This is a genomic window from Bacteroides sp. AR29 (assembly GCF_900217715.1).
GTDB lineage: Bacteria > Bacteroidota > Bacteroidia > Bacteroidales > Bacteroidaceae > Bacteroides > Bacteroides uniformis.
This window is the reverse complement of record NZ_OBMS01000013.1, coordinates 23724-41863: the sequence shown is the minus strand read 5'-3', so window position 1 is coordinate 41863 and position 18140 is coordinate 23724. Positions and strand designations below refer to the sequence as shown.

The window sequence follows — 18140 nt, the reverse complement described above, 5'->3', positions numbered from 1 at the left end:
GGTATCGGTTGTTGTTACATTAGGAAGGAGGTTTTGTGTCATTGCAGAGCAAGACCTCCTATTTGTAATGGATTTTATTATGAAAGATTTAAATATTGAAATTTAAGCTAGATTTGATGAAAGTCCGTAAAACTTCTGTGAAAAAGAAAAGCAGTCTCCGAAGAAACTGCTTTAGAAAAGAGTCTCGGTTGTAATACTCCTAACAACTCCGTCTTTCAGCATGGCCTGAGCTCGGTAGAGAATAAATCTCATTTTAGTCTCATCGACTCTTTTAATAAAGAAGAGAGTGGGCGAAGCTGCTCTTCTGATTAAATGTCATAAGAAAATTTGAGAACACCAACGAAAGGAATACAGAGTTAAGTATAATTAACCAAGAAGATAAATTAAAAAAGAGCTTCGATTACACACTTCCTGGTAATTCTGAAACAGACAAGGGTCAGTCATTAACTGTTTTTAGCTCTGAAAGCTCTCTTTTAGTTCCTAAAGATACAACAAATCTAAATATTGAACAACAATTTATGGACGAAATTATAGAGAAAGCTAAGAAATCATCCCCTATTGGTACAGAAAAGACGTGGGGAAGTAAAGTTTATATAAATGCTGGAATAGGATGAACATGTTGTCTGTGTACTTTATTTATATTGGTGTTCATTGTGTTGTTACGCTTTCACTACTTTATAAAAGATTATGTAATAAATATTTGGATAGTCAAAAATAATTAAATATATTTGTTCTTCATAAGGTATAAATGTGCTATATACAGTGTGTTAGTATAGTGCATTGAGTATTAATATGAACAAATATTAGGATTATGGCGACTAAAAAGAACGGCTTTAATACTGGAATTGCTAGTGAGTATTTGGTGTTGTCCATGTTGTATCGGTTGAATTATGAGGCTTATATAACAATGGGAAATAAGAAAAGTGTTGATATTTGGATAATGAGGGATGATAAAACTGCTGTCTCGATTGATGTGAAATCTGTTCGTGAATATGATTCTATTCCCGTAGGTAATGTGGAGGCAAAAGATAACCACTATGTTATATTTGTGATATATAATAAAAAATTTGAAATAGAAGGTACTCCTACACTGCCTGATTTTTATATAGTTCCTAGTTCATATGTGGTAGAAAACAGGAAAGAATATGAATTGAAAGCTGGTGGAGAACGTTATAATATCTTTAAAAAGGATATTGAAGGATATAAAAATCGTTGGGAGCTGTTGAATTCTTCTGTTAAAAGTGGGAATGTTACACATGGTAAACTGGAAAAAGAAATGAATAGTAAAGAAGAAAAACAATTAGTTAGTTCTCGGTGGAATGACTGCAGTACAATGAGTATTATTCATACTCCTACTGAGGAAGAGAGGGAAAAAGCAATAGATAAAATGATTAATAATGCAATTAAGAATGCAAAGAAATTTGCTGACAATAAAAGGGAGGGTGAAGGTAAGGAGAAGGGTTAGATTAGTCTAATTATAATTCATGTATATAATAGAATGCCGTTTAATGAAAATATTGAATGGCATTTTTTTTGTATTGAATGCTATTGTAAGAATAGATACTATTTATAAGTGTTGGTAAAATAGGGATTGCTTATGGGGAATTGATAGGGAATTGGAGAGCATTTTTTGTTGTCCGCGGTTAAAGAATGTCCGAACTTTATAGTGTACTAAAATAAGTGATACTATGGTTTATTTCGGAGTTGATTTGTATCGATTTTCATTAATTTGTAATGATTGTTTTAGAAAAGTTGTATATAAAAAAGAAAAAGGAGATGAACAGATTGTTCTAACTCCTTCTATATCTGAAAGTAATATTAAGTTCTTGAAAATTAGCTCTTTGTTTCCCCCAGACGCGTACTCTACCGGGCTGAGCTACATCCCGAATTGCGGGTGCAAATGTACGGCTTTATTTTAAAATAGCAAATATTTATAGTGTTTTTTTTATTGAATGAACTTATAATTTGCAGTTTCAAGGCTTTCGGTCAACGTGTCCTGCTCTCTTTTTACTTGTATGCCTGCTTCGCAAGGCAATGGCTTTGAGCGGGCAGGCATACTTTGAATGAAGTTATTGCAGGTTTAGGCTGTTTCTTACGGAAGTGATAGCCGGACTTTCGGGCGTTACGGATTTCCGGGTACAATAATCGAATTCCGCAGATTTTTCGCCGCTAAATGATTTCCACTTCAGTTTCAATTTAACGGTCTTGCCTTCTGTATCAGGCAGGGCATCCAACTTGAAAGCAACCAGTCCGTCCGCATACCTGCCGTAAATGTCGCCCTTGGCATTGTGGCGGAATTCTACTTCATACGGGTTTTCCGGATTCTCGCTCAGCAGCAGATTGACAAAGTGCTTTGTTTGATAGTCTCCTTGCTGAGTTCTAAAGCGAAGGGTCAGATAACCGTCTTCTGCGATGGTTACCCAATCGTTCACTATTTCCACCGGGTCGGTGCCGTATACGGTATCGTTCTCTTCACCCAAATCCGGGGCGATGGGTTTGGTAAGGATACTGTCTATCCAGTTTATATGTACAGCTTGGGTGTAGATATCGCTGGGCTCGTCCACTTCCTTGTAGTTTACTAAAGCGCGGACTTCCTTCTCGCCGTAGGGAGATTTCGTCATGTTGGTAGGCAGCAGAGTGGTCTTGTCATCCAATTGCAGAAAGACTGTCTGGTCTGCATCGGTCTTTACCGTTACCAGGGCATTGGGGAATCTCATGGCATAATTATCATCGTCGTCCAGGCACGATTGGAGGCTTAAGGAGCTGATGGTTGCAATAGCGATTAAAATTTTCTTGTTAAAGATTGACTTCATTTTCATAGTGTACTCTTTTAAATTAAACATTTGGAATAGGTCTTGCTTTTATAGAAATAGCATATTTGCGAAAACCCTGCATGCAGCATTGTTAATTAATGATAAGAGCCGGAGTAAGCTGGTGCGGAATATTATTCCCCGATACATGAAAGATATTTGTATATCAGGTGGAATATGATTACCTTTGCTGTATGAGATGCACATCTCGCGTGTGTTGAGATGTATGTCTCGAACTGCATGAGATGTGCATCTCGTGCATGTTGGGGAATAGCTGTCCGGCCGTATGGAAACTGGCTTTCTGTTTAGGGGAAGTAACCTTCGGGTGGGGTGTCAGCAGTCTGGTTGCAGTAAGAAACATTATGTTCATTGTGAAAAGAGTATGAGTATAGTCTATTTGGTTCGAAAGAAGGTTTTCCGCACGGCAGAAGGGGTGAAGCAACTCTATTATGCTGTGCAGCGTGTGTTACAGCGGCGTGGAGGTGTGACGGCAGAGCTGCTGGCGCAGCGTATGGCATCCAGAAAAGGGATGAGTTCGGGAGACGTGCAGAGTGTATTGATAGATTTGCCGAAGTTTATAGAGGAAGCGCTGATGGAGGGAGAGTCGGTGACCATTAAGGGGCTGGGTTCCTTCCATGTGGCGGTGACGAGTGACGGGTTTGAGCATCCCGACGATGTGATGCCGGGCAAGGTACGCTTATCCCGTGTCTATTTTCGTCCGGATAAGTCGCTGGTGGCGAGGCTGAACAGCGGGATGGATTTCTACCGTTATCCGCTTAGCCGATATTTCCCTCACGATATGTTGCGACCGGAAACGCTGCGAAAGGAGCGGGCCGAGGGAAAGACGGGAATTCCGGATGAAGACCCAGTTGGGATGGAAAATGATACGGAGGACTTTTCGGGGGAGGAGTGAGCGATGAATGTGGAAGAATTCAGAGAATACTGTCTCTCCTTGCCGGGAGTAAGCGAGAAGATGCCTTTTCCTAATGTGGCCGACAGATACAGCCGCGATGTGCTTTGCTTTTATGTGGGCGACAAGTGGTTCTGCTTTGTCAATATCGAAGTGTTCGACTTCTGCTGCATCAAGTGCCGCCCGGAGGAATCAACGGAGCTGCGGGCAAGGTACGAGGGGGTGAAGCCGGGGTGGCACATGAACAAGAAGTATTGGAACAGTGTGTATTTTAATCAGGATGTACCGGACAGCATTATCCGAGAACTGGTGGCACGCTCCTATCGGCTGGTTGTGGAGAGCCTGCCGAAGAGGGAGCGGGAGCGTTATACCCCCATGCACTCCCTATAAAAGTCGAACATTTCGAAGATAGTCTCCTTGTCTGCCGTCTGGTTGAGACAGATGTCACCCACTTCTTTCAATAGGGTGAAGTTGATGACTCCGGCAGTATTCTTCTTGTCATGCTTCATCAGTTCGTACAGCTGGTGGTACTGTTTGCAGTTGAAGGTGAAGCTGCCATAATTCTCTTTGACGAATTGGATGGTCTGGCGCATCTTGTCCTTCGGGAATCCGGTCTTTATATAAGAAAGGTAGAGTTCGCAGACCAGCCCCCATGCCACTGCATAGCCGTGCAGCACCGGACGCCTTTCGGCAAGGGCAAGGCTTTCGAAGGCGTGTCCTACGGTGTGCCCCAGGTTCAGGGCTTTGCGGATGCCATGTTCCTGCGGGTCTTCTTCTACGATGTGTTCCTTTACCTGCACGGAACGTCCTACCATGGACTTCAGTAAGGCATAATCTATCTTTTCCGTATCGAATGACAGCAGTTCTGCCAGATGTTCCGGGGTACTGATGAGGCCGTGCTTCAACATCTCCGCATAGCCGGAGAAGAAGTTATGGGCATCGAGGCTGCGCAGGAATTCGGTTTCCAGCAGCACGCAGGCGGCAGGAGCAAAAACACCGATTTCATTCTTCAGACCGTTGAAGTTGATGCCCGTCTTGCCTCCCACGGAAGCGTCGACCATGGCGAGCAGCGTAGTGGGAACGTTGATGTAGGCGATGCCCCGCTTGAAGGTGGAAGCGGCAAAACCGCCAAGGTCGGTCACCATGCCACCGCCCAGATTGATGAGCAGGGAGTGGCGGCTGGCCCCTTTCTCGCTCAGGGCTTGCCATACGGCAGCCAGCGTTTCCAGATTCTTGTGCACATCTTCTGCCCCGATAATAATCTCTTCCGCTTCTTCCAGGGTGGGGATACCGTTCAGATGCGGGCGGCAGAGGCGGTGGGTATGCTCGTCGGTAAGGATGAAAAGCTTGTCATGGGGACACTTCTCTATGGCATGCGTCAGGCTGTTTGCCAGTCCTTCGCAAAGGATTACTTCTTGTTTACTCATCTTGTTAATTACAAATTACGAATTACCAATTACTGATGTTACGGATTATGAAGGAAAGGGAGCCTTCTTCATTATATTGTGGCACAAAGATAGCTCTTTTGGCAATAAAACGTTATCTTTGTCCCGTGAAATTCTATGGGTGGCAAGGCGTTTCCGTCATCTGTCTCCTGCTATTTGTAATTTGTAATTGATTGATAGAAATGAGAGCATTACTTCCCGTTTATTGCCGTCCGCTGGGTTATTTCATCATAGCTCTGGCGTTGTTCCTTCCTTTCATATTCCTATTGTGGGGAAAAGTGACAGATGCCAACTTGCTGTTTTACAAGGAATGCTCCAAACTCCTGATGATGATGGGGGCACTGATGATAATCTTTGCCTTGACGAAGAACGAGAATAAGGAGATAGAGCAGGTGCGCAACAAGGCCACGCGCAATGCCATCTTTCTGACCGTTCTTTTTATCTTCGGCGGTATGCTCTACCGGGTGGCGCAGGGTGACCTCCTTTCGGTCGATTCTTCTTCTTTTCTCATATTTCTTATATTGAATGTGCTTTGCTTGGAATTTGGTATAAAGAAAGCGACAGTTGATAGATTATTTAAGCGGAATGGTCGATAAATAAAGCAAATCGTCATGTGGGGCATTAAACCTTTTGCCCGGAAGTCTGTCAAATGAAACAGTGAATAAAAGGCATTGCTCATTTAGAATAGACAAAGAATAGACACATGAAGAAAATTATCACGGGGATGGCGTTGCTGTTGGTAACAACGCTGTCTGCATTTTCACAGACCAAAAACATTACGGTATCGGGCCGTGTCGTGGAGGACACCAAGGAGCCTGCGATACAAGCTACCGTGCAGTTGCTTTTGTTGCCAGACAGTGTTCAGGCATCGGGTACGGCCACTACGGCACAAGGTTATTTCACTCTTCCCAAAGTCAGTGCGGGTAAATACGTGCTGAAGGTTTCCTACATCGGATTCAAGAGCCAGTACATCCCTTTACACCTTTATGCTACGACAACTGCCAAGAACGTGGGTACACTGACACTGGAAACGGATGCGGTGATGCTGGCCGAGGCTGTGGTTACGGCAGAAGCGCCGCAAGTGCAGGTGGTGGAAGATACACTGGTATATACCTCATCTGCCTATCGTACCCCCGAGGGAGCCATGCTCGAGGAGTTGGTGAAGAAGCTGCCCGGTGCGGAGATTGACGACGAGGGTAATGTGAAAATCAACGGTAAGGACTTGTCGAAGATTATGGTCGACGGCAAGGAGTTCTTCGGTGGAGACGTAAAGACCGGTTTGAAGAACCTGCCGGTAGATATGATAGAGAAGCTGAAAACCTACGATAAGAAGTCCGATTTGGCACGTATCACCGGTATTGACGACGGTGAGGAGGAGACGGTGCTCGACCTGACCGTAAAGAAAGGCATGAACCAGGGTTGGTTCGGTAATGCCGACGTGGCCGGAGGGACGGAAGACCGCTATATGGGCCGCTTTATGCTGAACCGCTTCGTGGACAAAACCCAGGTGTCGGTAGTGGGTTCTGCCAATAACGTGAACGACCAGGGCTTTTCGGGCGGTGGCGGTCCTCCGCGCTGGCGCAGGAACAACGGACTTACTGCAACGAAAATGCTGGGTGTGAATTTCGCTACCCAAACCGATAAGCTGGAACTGGGCGGTAGTGCACGCTACAACTATCAGGATGGGGATATTGCAAGTATCGGTTCTACCGAGGACTTTCTGCCGGACAGCAACTCTTACTCCAACTCGAACAGCAGGCAACGTAACAAAGCCAAGAATTTCAATGCCGATTTCCGTATGGAGTGGAAGCCGGACTCGATGACGAATATCATTTTCCGTCCCAACTTCTCGTACGGCAAAACGGACAATCTCTCCAATTCTGAGAGCGGTACGTTCAGTTCCGACCCTTACAGTCTGGTGAGTGACCCCAATAACTGGCTGAATCTGGAGAAGATTCTTAATCCGGACGATGACCCGTTGAGGAGTATCCGTATAAATGCTATCAACAGCGGTTCGCTGAGCGACAACAAGAGTGTGTCTACGGATGCAACCTTGCAGTTGAACAGAAAGCTGAATGACAAAGGACGCAATGTCACGTTCCGTGGAAGATTCGGTTATACCAATAATGACAACAACCAGTATACGGAGTCGGAAACACATTACTTCCAGTTACTGAATGCTTTGGGAGGAGACTCCATCTTGGTTCGTAACCAGTACATCACTACTCCTACCAAGAACTACAATTACAGTGCACAGCTGACTTACAGCGAACCGATAGCCCGCGCCACTTTCTTGCAATTCAGCTATCAGTTCCAGTACAAGTATAGCGAGAGCGACAAGACGACGTATGATTTGCAGGGCTTTCCGGATTGGGGATTGTCAACCCAGCTTCCCACGGGATATGAAGAGCATGCGGTGGATAGTCTGGGTAAGTATGCGGAATACCGCTACTACAACCACGATGCATCCGTGTCTTTGCGCTTTATCCGCGAGAAGTATCAGTTGAGCGCAGGTATGTCGTTCCAGCCGCAGCATTCTGTATTGTCCTATAAGCGCGGCGACTATATGATTGATACCACCCGCAATGTGTTCAACTTCGCTCCGAACCTGGACTTGCGCATCCGTTTCTCCAAGGTGAGCCAGCTGCGTATGACATACCGCGGGCGTAGCAGCCAACCGAGTATGGAGAATCTGTTGCCGATTGTGGACAACTCCAATCCGCAGAATGTGCGTATCGGTAATCCGGGCTTGAAGCCTTCCTTCACGCACAACATGCGATTCTTCTATAATACGTATAATGCCGAAAAGCAGCGCGGTATTATGTCGCACGTCAACTTCTCGGCAACGCAGAATAGCATCAGCAATAGCCGTGTGTACAATTCGGAGACTGGTGGATGGACTACAACTCCGAAGAATATCAACGGTAATTGGAATGCGTTCGGCATGTTTGGCTTCAATACGGCACTGCCCAATAAGAAGTATACCATCAACTCCTTCTCCAATGCCAACTATCAGAACAATGTGGCTTATCTGACGTCCGGTAAGGGAGCAGATGCCGTGGAACGGAAGAATACAACCACCAACCTGACGCTGGGCGAACGTCTGAATGCCGCCTATCGTAATGACTGGTTTGAATTCGGCTTGAACGGAAGCATCTCCTATTCAATAGAGAAGGATAAACTGACGCCTGACAATAATCAGGAGCCCTATACCTTCTCCTACGGTGCCAATACGCAGATTTCCATGCCGTGGAACATGACGCTCTCTACCAACATTGCCAACCAGAGCCGTCGAGGATATACGGACAGCAGTATGAACCGTAACGAGCTTATCTGGAATGCACAGTTGTCGCAGACTTTCCTGAAAGGGAATGCCACCGTCAGCTTCGAGATGTACGACATTCTGAAGAAGCAGAGTAACATCAGCCGTTCGCTGACTGCAAGCGGCCGCTCGGTGTACGAATATAACGGCGTGAACAGCTATTGCATGCTTCACTTCATCTATCGTCTGAATATTTTCGGCAGCAAGGCCGCCCGCGATAAGATGCAGGGCAGACGCGGCTTCGGCGGTCCGGGCTTCGGTCCGGGTCATGGTCCTGGCGGTTTCGGAGGACGCAGGCCGTTCTAAAGCGGAGGGGATCACCCCCCTAAGCAGCTTGTCATTCTGATACACTCTCAATTCTGTGGCAGGTTTCTTTTTGATTATTTTTCAGACGCGGATGACGCAGATAAGAATATTAAAAATCTGCGTCATCCGCGTCAAAGCGATAGCAAGTATAAGTTTTCAGACAAGTTGGGGGAAGAGGGACTTTTATGTTAATCTCTGTAATCTTCGGTGAAAGTTTCTGTGTTTTTCCTACATTTGTTTCACACTTAATTGTCTGTGAACATGCTTGATTGGAACTTCATTGCCAGCCAGATTGCTACGATAGCCTTCGACATTGTTTATTTCGGTGCCATCATCGGAACGATTGTCGTCATTATCCTCGACAACCGCAATCCGGTGAAAACCATGGCATGGATACTGATACTGATGTTCCTTCCCATCGTGGGGCTGGTGTTTTACTTCTTCTTCGGGCGTAGTCAGCGCCGTGTGCGCATGATAGGGAAGAAGAGTTACAGCCGTTTGTTGAAGAAACCTATGGCGGAATATCTGGCGCAGGACTCATGTGCGCTTCCCATCAATTACAGTCGTCTCATATCCTTGTTCCGTAATACCAACCAGGCTTTCCCCTTCGATGGAAACCGGGTGGAAGCCTATACCCTGGGGCTCTCCATGCTGCAATCCCTGCTACGCGAACTGGGGAAAGCAACGAAGCATATCCACATGGAATTCTATATCTTTGAGGACGATGCCATTGGGCGCTTGGTGCGTGATGTCCTGATGGAAAAGGCGCGTGCCGGGGTAGAGGTACGTGTGATTTATGATGATGTGGGTTGCTGGCATGTTCCCAACCGTTTTTTTGAAGAGATGCGCGAGGCCGGTATCGAGGTACGCAGCTTTCTGAAGGTACGTTTTCCGCTTTTCACCAGTAAGGTGAACTATCGTAATCATCGGAAAATAGTTGTCATTGACGGGCGCATCGGCTTTGTGGGGGGGATGAATCTTGCCGAACGCTATATGCGCGGATTCTCATGGGGCATCTGGCGGGACACACATCTGCTGCTGGAGGGCAAGGCTGTTCACGGATTGCAGACCGCCTTCCTACTCGATTGGTACTTTGTGGACCGTACACTGATTACGTCTACCCGCTATTTCCCGAAAATAGAAAACTGCGGTACTTCCTTGGCGCAGATTGTAACGAGTGAGCCCGTAGGCCCATGGAAAGACATTATGCAGGGACTTGTCATATCCATTTCCAGTGCAAAGAAATATTTCTATATCCAGACTCCCTACTTCCTGCCCACCGAAGCCGTACTTGTTGCTATGCAGACAGCCGCCTTGTCAGGTGTCGATGTGCGTCTGATGTTGCCCATGCGTGCTGATAACCGCTTGACGCATCTGGGTTCCTGCTCTTATCTGGCAGATGTGCTCTATTCGGGAGTCAAGGTCTATTTCTATAAGAAAGGCTTCTTGCACTCCAAACTGATGGTTTCGGATGATGAGTTGTCCACGGTAGGCTCTACGAATGTGGATTTCCGCAGTTTTGAACATAACTTTGAGGTGAATGCCTTCATCTATGACACAGAAACAGCGCTTCAGATGCGCGAAATCTTCCTTCAAGACCAGCGCGACTGCGTACAAGTATTCCTGAAGAACTGGGTGAAGCGCCCCTGGTATCGTAAGGCTGCAGAGAGTGTGGTGCGGCTGATGGCGCCGCTGTTATAATGAAGAATGATGAATGAAGAATTTCTTGAAGTGTATTCATATCGTACCATTCTTCATTCATCATTTAAATATCGTGAAGTTCACGCTCCCGTATACCCTTCTCTCCACAAAGTGCGGATGTTCCTCGAAACTGTTTTTCTTCCCGTGTTCCAAGACGAAGAGTCCGTCTTCTTTCAGCAAGTTGTTCTCGAAGATGAGATCGGGCAAGGTTTCCAGCCCGGCAAGCTCGTAGGGAGGGTCAGCAAAGATAAAGTCGAACTGCTCGCGTCCGCTTTTGAGGTATTTGAATACGTCACCGCGTATGGGTAGGCACTTGTCCGTCTTTAATTCCTGCATAATTTTGCAGATGAAGGCATAGTGGTCGCGGTCTTTTTCCACGCTGATTACTTGGTCGCAGCCTCTGGACACAAGCTCGATGCTGATGCTGCCCGTACCGGCAAATAGGTCGAGGGCACGGATGCCGTCCTCAAAGTCCATGTAGTTGGAGAGCACATTGAACAGATTCTCTTTGGCAAAGTCTGTGGTGGGGCGTGCCTTGAAGGAGTGGGGCACGTCGAAACGTCTTCTTTTGTATATTCCGCTGATTACTCGCATAGGGTTATGGCTTGCAGGTCAAGATTAGTGGCGGGATTCATGATGAATACCTGCCGGATGAATTTTCGCAGTTCGGGCAGTAGCAGTTCTTTGTCGTTTAGGTCACCGGTCAGGTGCAGCTCATCGCGTTCCTGCTCGAAGCCGAGCTGTTTCCATATATATAATAGGTAGTAGATGCGGTCGGGAGTGGTTCTGCACTCAAAGGAGTTGGCAAGAAGCAAGCGTCCGCGCTCGTAGCCGTAGATGTCTACGGCATCTTTCCGCAAGTGTGCATACATTTTCCGGCTGTTACCCAGTCGGCTCTTTGCGGAGAAGAACTCTATGAAGGGGCTGGCTTGGGAATAGAACTTGACATCGGGATACTGTTCGCGAAGGAAGGAGCAGGCGCTCTTGTCCATGCCGAACAGTACGACGGTGTTGTTCTTGTGCAGTATGTTGTATTGCACGGTTTCGTTTTCCCGCTTGGGGTGGTTGTGATAGAAGATGATTTCCGCTTGTTCGTCCTCGAAGAACTCCAGAGGAATGAATGTAAAGCGTTTGTTCGCCATGAGCACATTGACACGGCGGAAGGGGCGTTTCAGCCACTCCAGTTCGCGGAAGGTCTGTTTCAGATTGGCAGTGAGGGAGAGGGACTCATCCACTTCGCGGTCGTAGTAAGAAAACTCACCGTCGCCCAGAGGGTTGAACACAGAAAAAGAAAATCCATCCGTACTGAGACGGATGGATAATGTATACTGTTCCGATTTATTAAAATCAGTCGTTTCTATCATACGTTTGTCGGGGTGAGATTATTCCCAGTTACCGGCGTTGTTGTTAGCTGTTTCCAAGCTACCAATCATCAGACCGCAGTACTTGCCAAGTTTGGTTTGTACGTCCTTGATGTTGGCAATTTCTTGTGCATCCAGACCGTTCAAATAAACTTCGTACGGAGTCTTCACTTCGAGCAGACAGAAAGGAGCGCCGGATTTGGCTGTATCGTTCTTGATGGCCATTTCGAACTGTGCACCGTTTCCGAAGGGAACATATCTCATTGAATCGGGGTTGAAACCTTTCGGGAAGATAGTATCCAATACGGCTACCCACAGAGTATCACGCTTGAAGTTTTCCAATCCCCATTTCTTGACGTCAGCATAGTTACCTGTCTTCTTTGCCTTATTGATGATGTTGATGGCTTTCTTTTCAGTCAGACCGTCTTCCAGCTGCTTATCGTTCAGTTCTCCTTGCTTGAAGATGAACGGAAGTTTCTGGTTTTTAACAAAGTCAATCAGAGAGTCGAAGCTTGCAGTATATTGCTGGTCATGTAAAGTACGATATTCCAATTGTGCTTTACGGATGTCAATCAGACGTGCAATGACGGCTGCGTCTCTGTGCTTCTTTGCTTTTTCAAAGTTGATAGGACCCATAATGCTGGTGTAACAAATATAAATTAGCACCAAAGCACATAAGCCTAAAATGACATTAAATACTGTTTTCATGATAAATATGTTTTTTAGTTGTTATATTCGCACCGCAAAAATAAAAGAAATTAATTTAAAAACGATAGTTCCCTTTACTTTTTTCTGTTACAAAAATGATAAATAACTATTTAGAAAGGCAAATTAAGGAAAATTTTCCTTACCAACCAACTCCTGAGCAAGAAATTGCTGTAAAATCTTTATCGGAGTTCCTTCTGTCACCCCGTAGCGAGGTGGTTTTTATGCTTCGTGGTTATGCGGGGACGGGTAAAACATCGTTGGTCGGTGCCTTGGTGCGGACGTTGGATAAGTTGCAACAAAAGTCGGTATTGCTGGCACCGACCGGACGGGCGGCAAAAGTTTTCTCGGCGTATGCGGGGCATCCGGCGTTTACAATTCATAAAAAAATTTATAGACAGCAATCTTTCTCCAATGAGCTGAGCAATTTTTCTGTGAACGATAATTTGACAACTCACACTTTATATATAGTGGATGAGGCCTCGATGATTTCCAATGAGGGACTGTCCGGTTCCATGTTCGGCACGGGCAGATTGCTGGACGACCTGGTGCAGTTTGTCTATTCCGGCCAGGGATGCCGCCTGCTGCTGATGGGCGATACGGCACAGCTGCCGCCGGTGGGGGAGGAGCAGAGCCCTGCCCTCTTTGCCGATGCCTTGAAAGGCTACGGGCTGGAAGTGGTGGAGGTGGACTTGACGCAGGTGGTGCGTCAGGAGCAACAGTCGGGCATTTTGTGGAATGCCACCCGCCTGAGGCAGTTGATAGCGGAAGACGATTGCTACAGCCTGCCAAAGATAAAGGTTTCGGGGTTTGCCGACATTAAAGTTCTGCCCGGAAATGAGCTGATAGAAACGCTGAGCTCTTGCTACGACCGCGACGGGCTGGATGAAACCATCGTGGTGTGCCGTTCCAACAAGAGGGCGAACATCTACAACAAAGGCATCCGTGCGCAGATTCTCTGGCGTGAGGATGAATTAAACACCGGTGATTTGTTGATGGTGGCGAAAAATAACTACTTCTGGACGGAAAAGGAGAAGGAGATGGATTTCATTGCCAACGGTGAGACTGCCGTGGTGCGCCGCGTGCGCCGTACGCGAGAGCTGTATGGCTTCCGCTTTGCAGACGTGACGCTGGTCTTTCCCGACTATAACGACTTTGAACTGGAAGTGAACATGCTGCTTGATACGCTGCATACCGACTCGCCTGCGCTGCCCAAGGCAGAAAACGACCGGCTTTTCTACTCCGTCCTCGAAGATTATGCCGACATCACCGTGAAGCGCGAGCGGATGAAGAAGATGAAGGCAGACCCGTACTACAACGCCTTGCAAGTGAAGTATGCCTATGCCGTGACTTGCCACAAGGCGCAGGGCGGGCAATGGAAGAATGTCTTTCTGGACCAGGGGTATATGACGGATGAATATCTGACACCCGATTATTTCCGTTGGCTCTACACCGCCTTTACCCGTGCCACGGGAACGCTCTACTTGGTGAACTATCCGGAAGAACAAATAGTTTGAAAAAGAGAGGGGTACCGATGCAGTATTCTGGCATTTTTTGTATTTTTGTAGATAGAACAACTATAACTGAACAAGTATGAAGAAGCTATACTCTCTCTTTGCTTTGATAGCACTGCTGTTTACCGCTTCCGGTTGCGAGGACGATTACCGAAGCATGGTACTTTTCGAAGGTGTGGAGCCTATCTACCAGATTGGGACATGTGACAATCTGGTGTCCAATCTTTCTTATTATCTTTCTGAAACAAACGAAGATACAGTGCTGGGCATTGACGGCGGCGACGGTTCCTATAATGTGATTAACGAGCACGAGTCGGTGGCTTCCGTGACTTTTACCGATGATGTCAACGGGTATCAGCGTATCAAGATTCATCCGCTGGCAGAGGGGGAGACGATTGTGAAGGTGATGGATGGTTCCGGTGAGGAAACACAACTGCGCATCACGGTGAAAGGTCGTAGGCAATATACGTTGACGAAAATGGGCTTCGAGTATGGTATCAGTAGTGGTGCACCGACGGAACTGCTGGGTGATGTTTCTAAGGCACTTGCCGAGCGTCCTTGGGTGAAGGATGGCGGGTATTATGTGCTGGTGCCCGAAGATTTCTCCAATAGTATGTGGAAAGGTGTATTGGAAATCTATCCGACGGGAAAAGAGGAGGAACCGCTAATGGGGATATACGAGACAGTTCCAGTGGAAGATGAGAACGGAGATACATATGCATTGTGGCAGTTTACTTATAATGGAGAGAAGAGGCTCTTTACGCGGACGGTCTCGGGAAATGGTAAATGTGTACTTGCGGAAAATGTAACTCCTTTCTGTCCTTCCGGTTTGCTGCCCGAAGGTGCACTGGTGGTTTATCGCGAAATGTTTATACTTCGGATGGAATAAGGTTTTAGTGGAAATCTTGTCAAGAGCAGATTTACGAAAGATTAACAGACGGGAGGCTTAGGCTTCCCGTTTTTGTTTCTGTTGCGCATCATCTGTCTGTTCTGTATGCATCATTCGTTTGCTTCGAATGCATTGTCTGTTTGTTCTGGACTAATCATCCGTTCCCTCCACTTCACTGTCCCAAACCTTAGGGTTTTTCACGGAAACCCCAGGGCTTTGGAGGGTAAATGCCAGCCATTTCACTTGCTAAGGTGTGGCATTTAGGATGGTAAGGTGTGGAGTTTGGGGAGCCGGCATGTGGCATTTCAAATGGAATACCGTGGAGGATAAAAAGAAAAGGAGAAGCAATGCTCCTCCTTTCCCGGTAGTTTAATTTTGAAATATCTAAAAAATGACATTACAAATATACAACATCACAGAGGCGATGTCAAGTGTTTCGCCAATTATTTTCAATTATAATCCTGCCAATTCCAAAACTTTGTCAATGGCAGCGTTCAGTCCGTCAGCATTCTTACCGCCGGCAGTTGCAAAGTGGGGCTGGCCACCGCCACCGCCTTGGATAAGTTTGGCAGCTTCTTTCACCAGGTTACCGGCTTTCAGTCCGCCTGCCACGAGGTTGTCGCTCAGCATGACGGTCAGCATCGGCTTGCCTTCGGCTTCTGTTCCCGCTACGAAGAACAGGTTTTCCGTAATCTGGCCACGCAACTGGAAGGCGATGTTCTTCACTGTTTCTGCCGGCAGGGGAGCACAGAACTTGATGACTTTAACGCCATTGACTTCCTGCACGTTCTTCAGCAGTCTTTCTTTCAGCTGTGCTTCTTTCTCTTTCATGAAGTCCTCTACCTGTTTCTTCAGTCCGGCGTTTTCGTCAATATACTTACGGATGGTTCCGGCAAGGTCGGGTGCGTTGTTGAAGAGCGCCTTCAAGTCGTGCAGCGTGTCCTCGATGGTGTTCATCAGTTCCTCCACGCGTGCACCCGTGTAGGCTTCGATACGGCGCACACCGGCAGCCACGGAGCTTTCGGAGATAATCTTCACCATACCGATGTTTCCGGTTGCAGCCACGTGCGTACCACCACAGAATTCTACGGAAGAACCGAACTGGATAACGCGTACATGGTCGCCGTACTTCTCGCCGAACAGAGCGATGGCGCCCAGTTCTTTGGCTTCTTCGATAGGAATGTTGCGGTATTCCTTCAAAGGTATGTTGGCGCGAATCTTTGCATTAACGATGTGTTCCACCTTGCGGATTTCCTCGTCCGTCACCTTCTGGAAGTGTGAGAAGTCGAAACGCAGGGAGTCCGGTGTAACCAAAGAGCCCTTCTGCTCTACATGCTCGCCCAATACTTCGCGCAGCGCAGCATCCAGCAAGTGGGTAGCAGAGTGGTTGGCGGCACAAGCGGCACGCTTGTCGGTATCCACGCATGCCATCATCGGAGCTTCCATGTGTTCGGGCAGCTTCTTGGTGATGTGGATAGGCAGGTTGTTCTCCTTCTTGGTGTCTACCACTTCGATGGTCTCAAACTCGTTCACCAATACACCGGTGTCACCTACCTGACCGCCGCTTTCGGCATAGAACGGAGTCTTGTCCAGTACAATCTGATACAAGGTTTGGTTCTTCTGCTTCACTTGTCGGTAGCGCAGAATGGATGTTTCGTATTCCGTATAGTCATATCCTACGAATTCGGTAGTACCCTCCTTTAGCGTAATCCAGTCACCGGTCTCTATGGCGGCGGCATTGCGGGCACGCTGTTTCTGCTGCTGCATTTCGGCGTCAAACTCCTTGATGTCGGCAGTCATGCCGTTTTCGCGGAGAATCAGTTCCGTCAAGTCGAGCGGGAAACCGAAGGTATCATATAAGGTAAAGGCATCCTTTCCGCTGATTTCGTTCTTGCCGGCGGCTTTGGCGTCTGCCATGGTCTTTTCCAGCAGGCGGATACCTGTCTCCAAAGTGCGGAGGAAGGAGTCTTCTTCTTCCTTGATAACTTTGGCAATCAGTTCCTTCTGTGCATCCAGTTCGGGATAAGCGGCGCCCATGTTCTCGATGAGTACGGGGAGGAGCTTGTACATGAATGCCTGCTTCTGTCCGAGGAACGTGTAACCGTAGCGCACGGCACGGCGGAGGATACGACGGATGACGTAACCTGCCTTGGCATTGCTCGGAAGCTGTCCGTCGGTGATGGAGAAGGCGATGGTGCGGATGTGGTCGGCAATTACACGCATGGCGATGTCCGACTTCTCATCTTCGCCATACTTCTTGCCTGCCATGTCTCCGATGGCTTTCAGTATCGGTTGGAATACGTCGGTGTCGTAGTTGGAGGTCTTTCCTTGCAGTGTGCGCACCAGTCGCTCGAAGCCCATGCCGGTGTCGATAACCTTGGCGGGAAGTCCTTCCAGGCTGCCGTCCGCCTTGCGGTTGAACTGCATGAACACGAGGTTCCAGATTTCAATCACCTGCGGGTGGTCTTTGTTCACCAGCTGGCTGCCGGGTACTTTGGCCTTCTCTTCTTCCGAACGGGAGTCCACATGGATTTCCGAACACGGACCGCACGGTCCCGTATCACCCATTTCCCAGAAGTTATCGTGTTTGTTGCCATTCAGAATGTGGTCTTTCGGCAAGAACTGCTCCCAGTAAGAAGCGGCTTCGTTGTCGCGTTCCAGTCCTTCTTCGGCGCTACCTTCGAATACGGTGGCGTAGAGGTCTTTGGGGTCGAGTTTCAATACATCCACCAGATACTCCCATGCCCAGGAGATGGCTTCCTTCTTGAAGTAGTCGCCAAACGACCAGTTGCCCAGCATCTCGAACATGGTGTGGTGGTAGGTATCGTGACCCACTTCCTCCAGGTCGTTGTGCTTTCCGCTTACGCGAAGGCATTTCTGCGAGTCAGCAACTCTTTTGTATTTCGCCGGGTGGTTGCCCAAAATAATATCTTTAAACTGGTTCATTCCCGCATTGGTGAACATCAACGTGGGGTCATCCTTAATCACCATCGGGGCCGAAGGCACTATCTGGTGACCTTTACTTTCGAAGAAACTCTTGAAAGAGTCTCTGATTTCGTTTGCAGTCAACATACTCTCTATTGATTTATCTGATTCTAATTTGATTTACCTTCTCTTGTCGTTTTTTGCCCGTTTCTTACTACTAACTACTTGCTACTTAGTCTTAATATTCTTGAA

At 47.4% G+C, this 18140-nt stretch carries 14 protein-coding genes; 8 read left to right on the top strand and 6 right to left on the bottom strand.

Annotated features, from left to right (window positions below):
- Positions 1-811 precede the first annotated feature (811 nt).
- Positions 812-1465 (top strand): hypothetical protein, encoded by a 654-nt coding sequence (locus tag CSD97_RS10115; protein WP_098032354.1) that lies wholly within the window; start codon positions 812-814, stop codon positions 1463-1465.
- 604 nt (positions 1466-2069) lie between these two features.
- On the opposite strand, the gene CSD97_RS10105 is transcribed toward CSD97_RS10115, so the two are convergent.
- Positions 2070-2819 (bottom strand): NigD-like protein, encoded by a 750-nt coding sequence (locus CSD97_RS10105; RefSeq protein ID WP_008665687.1) that lies wholly within the window; start codon positions 2817-2819, stop codon positions 2070-2072.
- 373 nt (positions 2820-3192) lie between these two features.
- Here CSD97_RS10105 and CSD97_RS10100 point away from each other — a divergent pair, with 373 nt between their 5' ends.
- A complete protein-coding gene (locus CSD97_RS10100; RefSeq protein ID WP_008665685.1) occupies positions 3193-3723 on the top strand; it encodes an HU family DNA-binding protein in 531 nt (176 codons plus the stop codon).
- A gap of 3 nt (positions 3724-3726) precedes the next feature.
- A complete protein-coding gene (locus CSD97_RS10095; protein ID WP_005824086.1) occupies positions 3727-4110 on the top strand; it encodes an MmcQ/YjbR family DNA-binding protein in 384 nt (127 codons plus the stop codon).
- Here CSD97_RS10095 and aroB read toward each other — a convergent pair.
- Positions 4086-5147, bottom strand: a complete 1062-nt coding sequence (gene aroB / locus CSD97_RS10090; protein WP_098032353.1) for a 3-dehydroquinate synthase — start codon at positions 5145-5147, stop codon at positions 4086-4088. The genes CSD97_RS10095 and aroB overlap by 25 nt on opposite strands.
- A 200-nt stretch (positions 5148-5347) precedes the next feature.
- Between aroB and CSD97_RS10085 the strand changes: the two genes are divergently transcribed.
- The 3 genes from CSD97_RS10085 to cls all read left to right on the top strand — a co-directional run bounded on the left by CSD97_RS10085 (position 5348) and on the right by cls (position 10494).
- The gene (locus CSD97_RS10085) at positions 5348-5761 is read left to right on the top strand and encodes a hypothetical protein (RefSeq protein ID WP_009037184.1); all 414 of its coding nucleotides are present in this window, start codon (positions 5348-5350) and stop codon (positions 5759-5761) included.
- A 107-nt stretch (positions 5762-5868) separates the two neighbouring features.
- On the top strand, positions 5869-8793 hold the full coding sequence (locus CSD97_RS10080; protein ID WP_098032352.1) for a TonB-dependent receptor: 2925 nt from the start codon (positions 5869-5871) through the stop codon (positions 8791-8793).
- Between the two features lie 261 nt (positions 8794-9054).
- Positions 9055-10494, top strand: coding sequence for a cardiolipin synthase (gene cls / locus CSD97_RS10075; protein WP_005824073.1), 1440 nt, complete (start codon positions 9055-9057; stop codon positions 10492-10494).
- 60 nt (positions 10495-10554) lie between these two features.
- Here the strand turns inward: cls and rsmD are convergent, their stop codons facing one another.
- Genes rsmD through CSD97_RS10060 form a run of 3 tightly spaced genes read right to left on the bottom strand, consistent with a single transcriptional unit; the run spans position 10555 to position 12563 of the window.
- Positions 10555-11088, bottom strand: coding sequence for a 16S rRNA (guanine(966)-N(2))-methyltransferase RsmD (gene rsmD, locus CSD97_RS10070; RefSeq protein ID WP_005824070.1), 534 nt, complete (start codon positions 11086-11088; stop codon positions 10555-10557).
- Positions 11079-11858, bottom strand: a complete 780-nt coding sequence (locus CSD97_RS10065) for a DUF3822 family protein (RefSeq protein WP_098032351.1) — start codon at positions 11856-11858, stop codon at positions 11079-11081. The genes rsmD and CSD97_RS10065 overlap by 10 nt, the downstream gene beginning before the upstream one ends.
- Before the next feature lie 18 nt (positions 11859-11876).
- Entirely contained in the window at positions 11877-12563 is a 687-nt protein-coding gene (locus CSD97_RS10060; protein WP_044468034.1) for a hypothetical protein, read from the bottom strand.
- Positions 12564-12658: 95 nt separating this feature from the next.
- Between CSD97_RS10060 and CSD97_RS10055 the strand changes: the two genes are divergently transcribed.
- Both CSD97_RS10055 and CSD97_RS10050 read left to right on the top strand, forming a co-directional pair.
- The gene (locus tag CSD97_RS10055; protein ID WP_098032350.1) at positions 12659-14077 is read left to right on the top strand and encodes an AAA family ATPase; all 1419 of its coding nucleotides are present in this window, start codon (positions 12659-12661) and stop codon (positions 14075-14077) included.
- A 76-nt stretch (positions 14078-14153) separates the two neighbouring features.
- Entirely contained in the window at positions 14154-14963 is an 810-nt protein-coding gene (locus tag CSD97_RS10050; protein WP_005835166.1) for a hypothetical protein, read from the top strand.
- A 453-nt stretch (positions 14964-15416) separates the two neighbouring features.
- Here the strand turns inward: CSD97_RS10050 and alaS are convergent, their stop codons facing one another.
- On the bottom strand, positions 15417-18035 hold the full coding sequence (gene alaS / locus CSD97_RS10045; RefSeq protein WP_005824062.1) for an alanine--tRNA ligase: 2619 nt from the start codon (positions 18033-18035) through the stop codon (positions 15417-15419).
- Between the last annotated feature and the right edge of the window lie 105 nt (positions 18036-18140).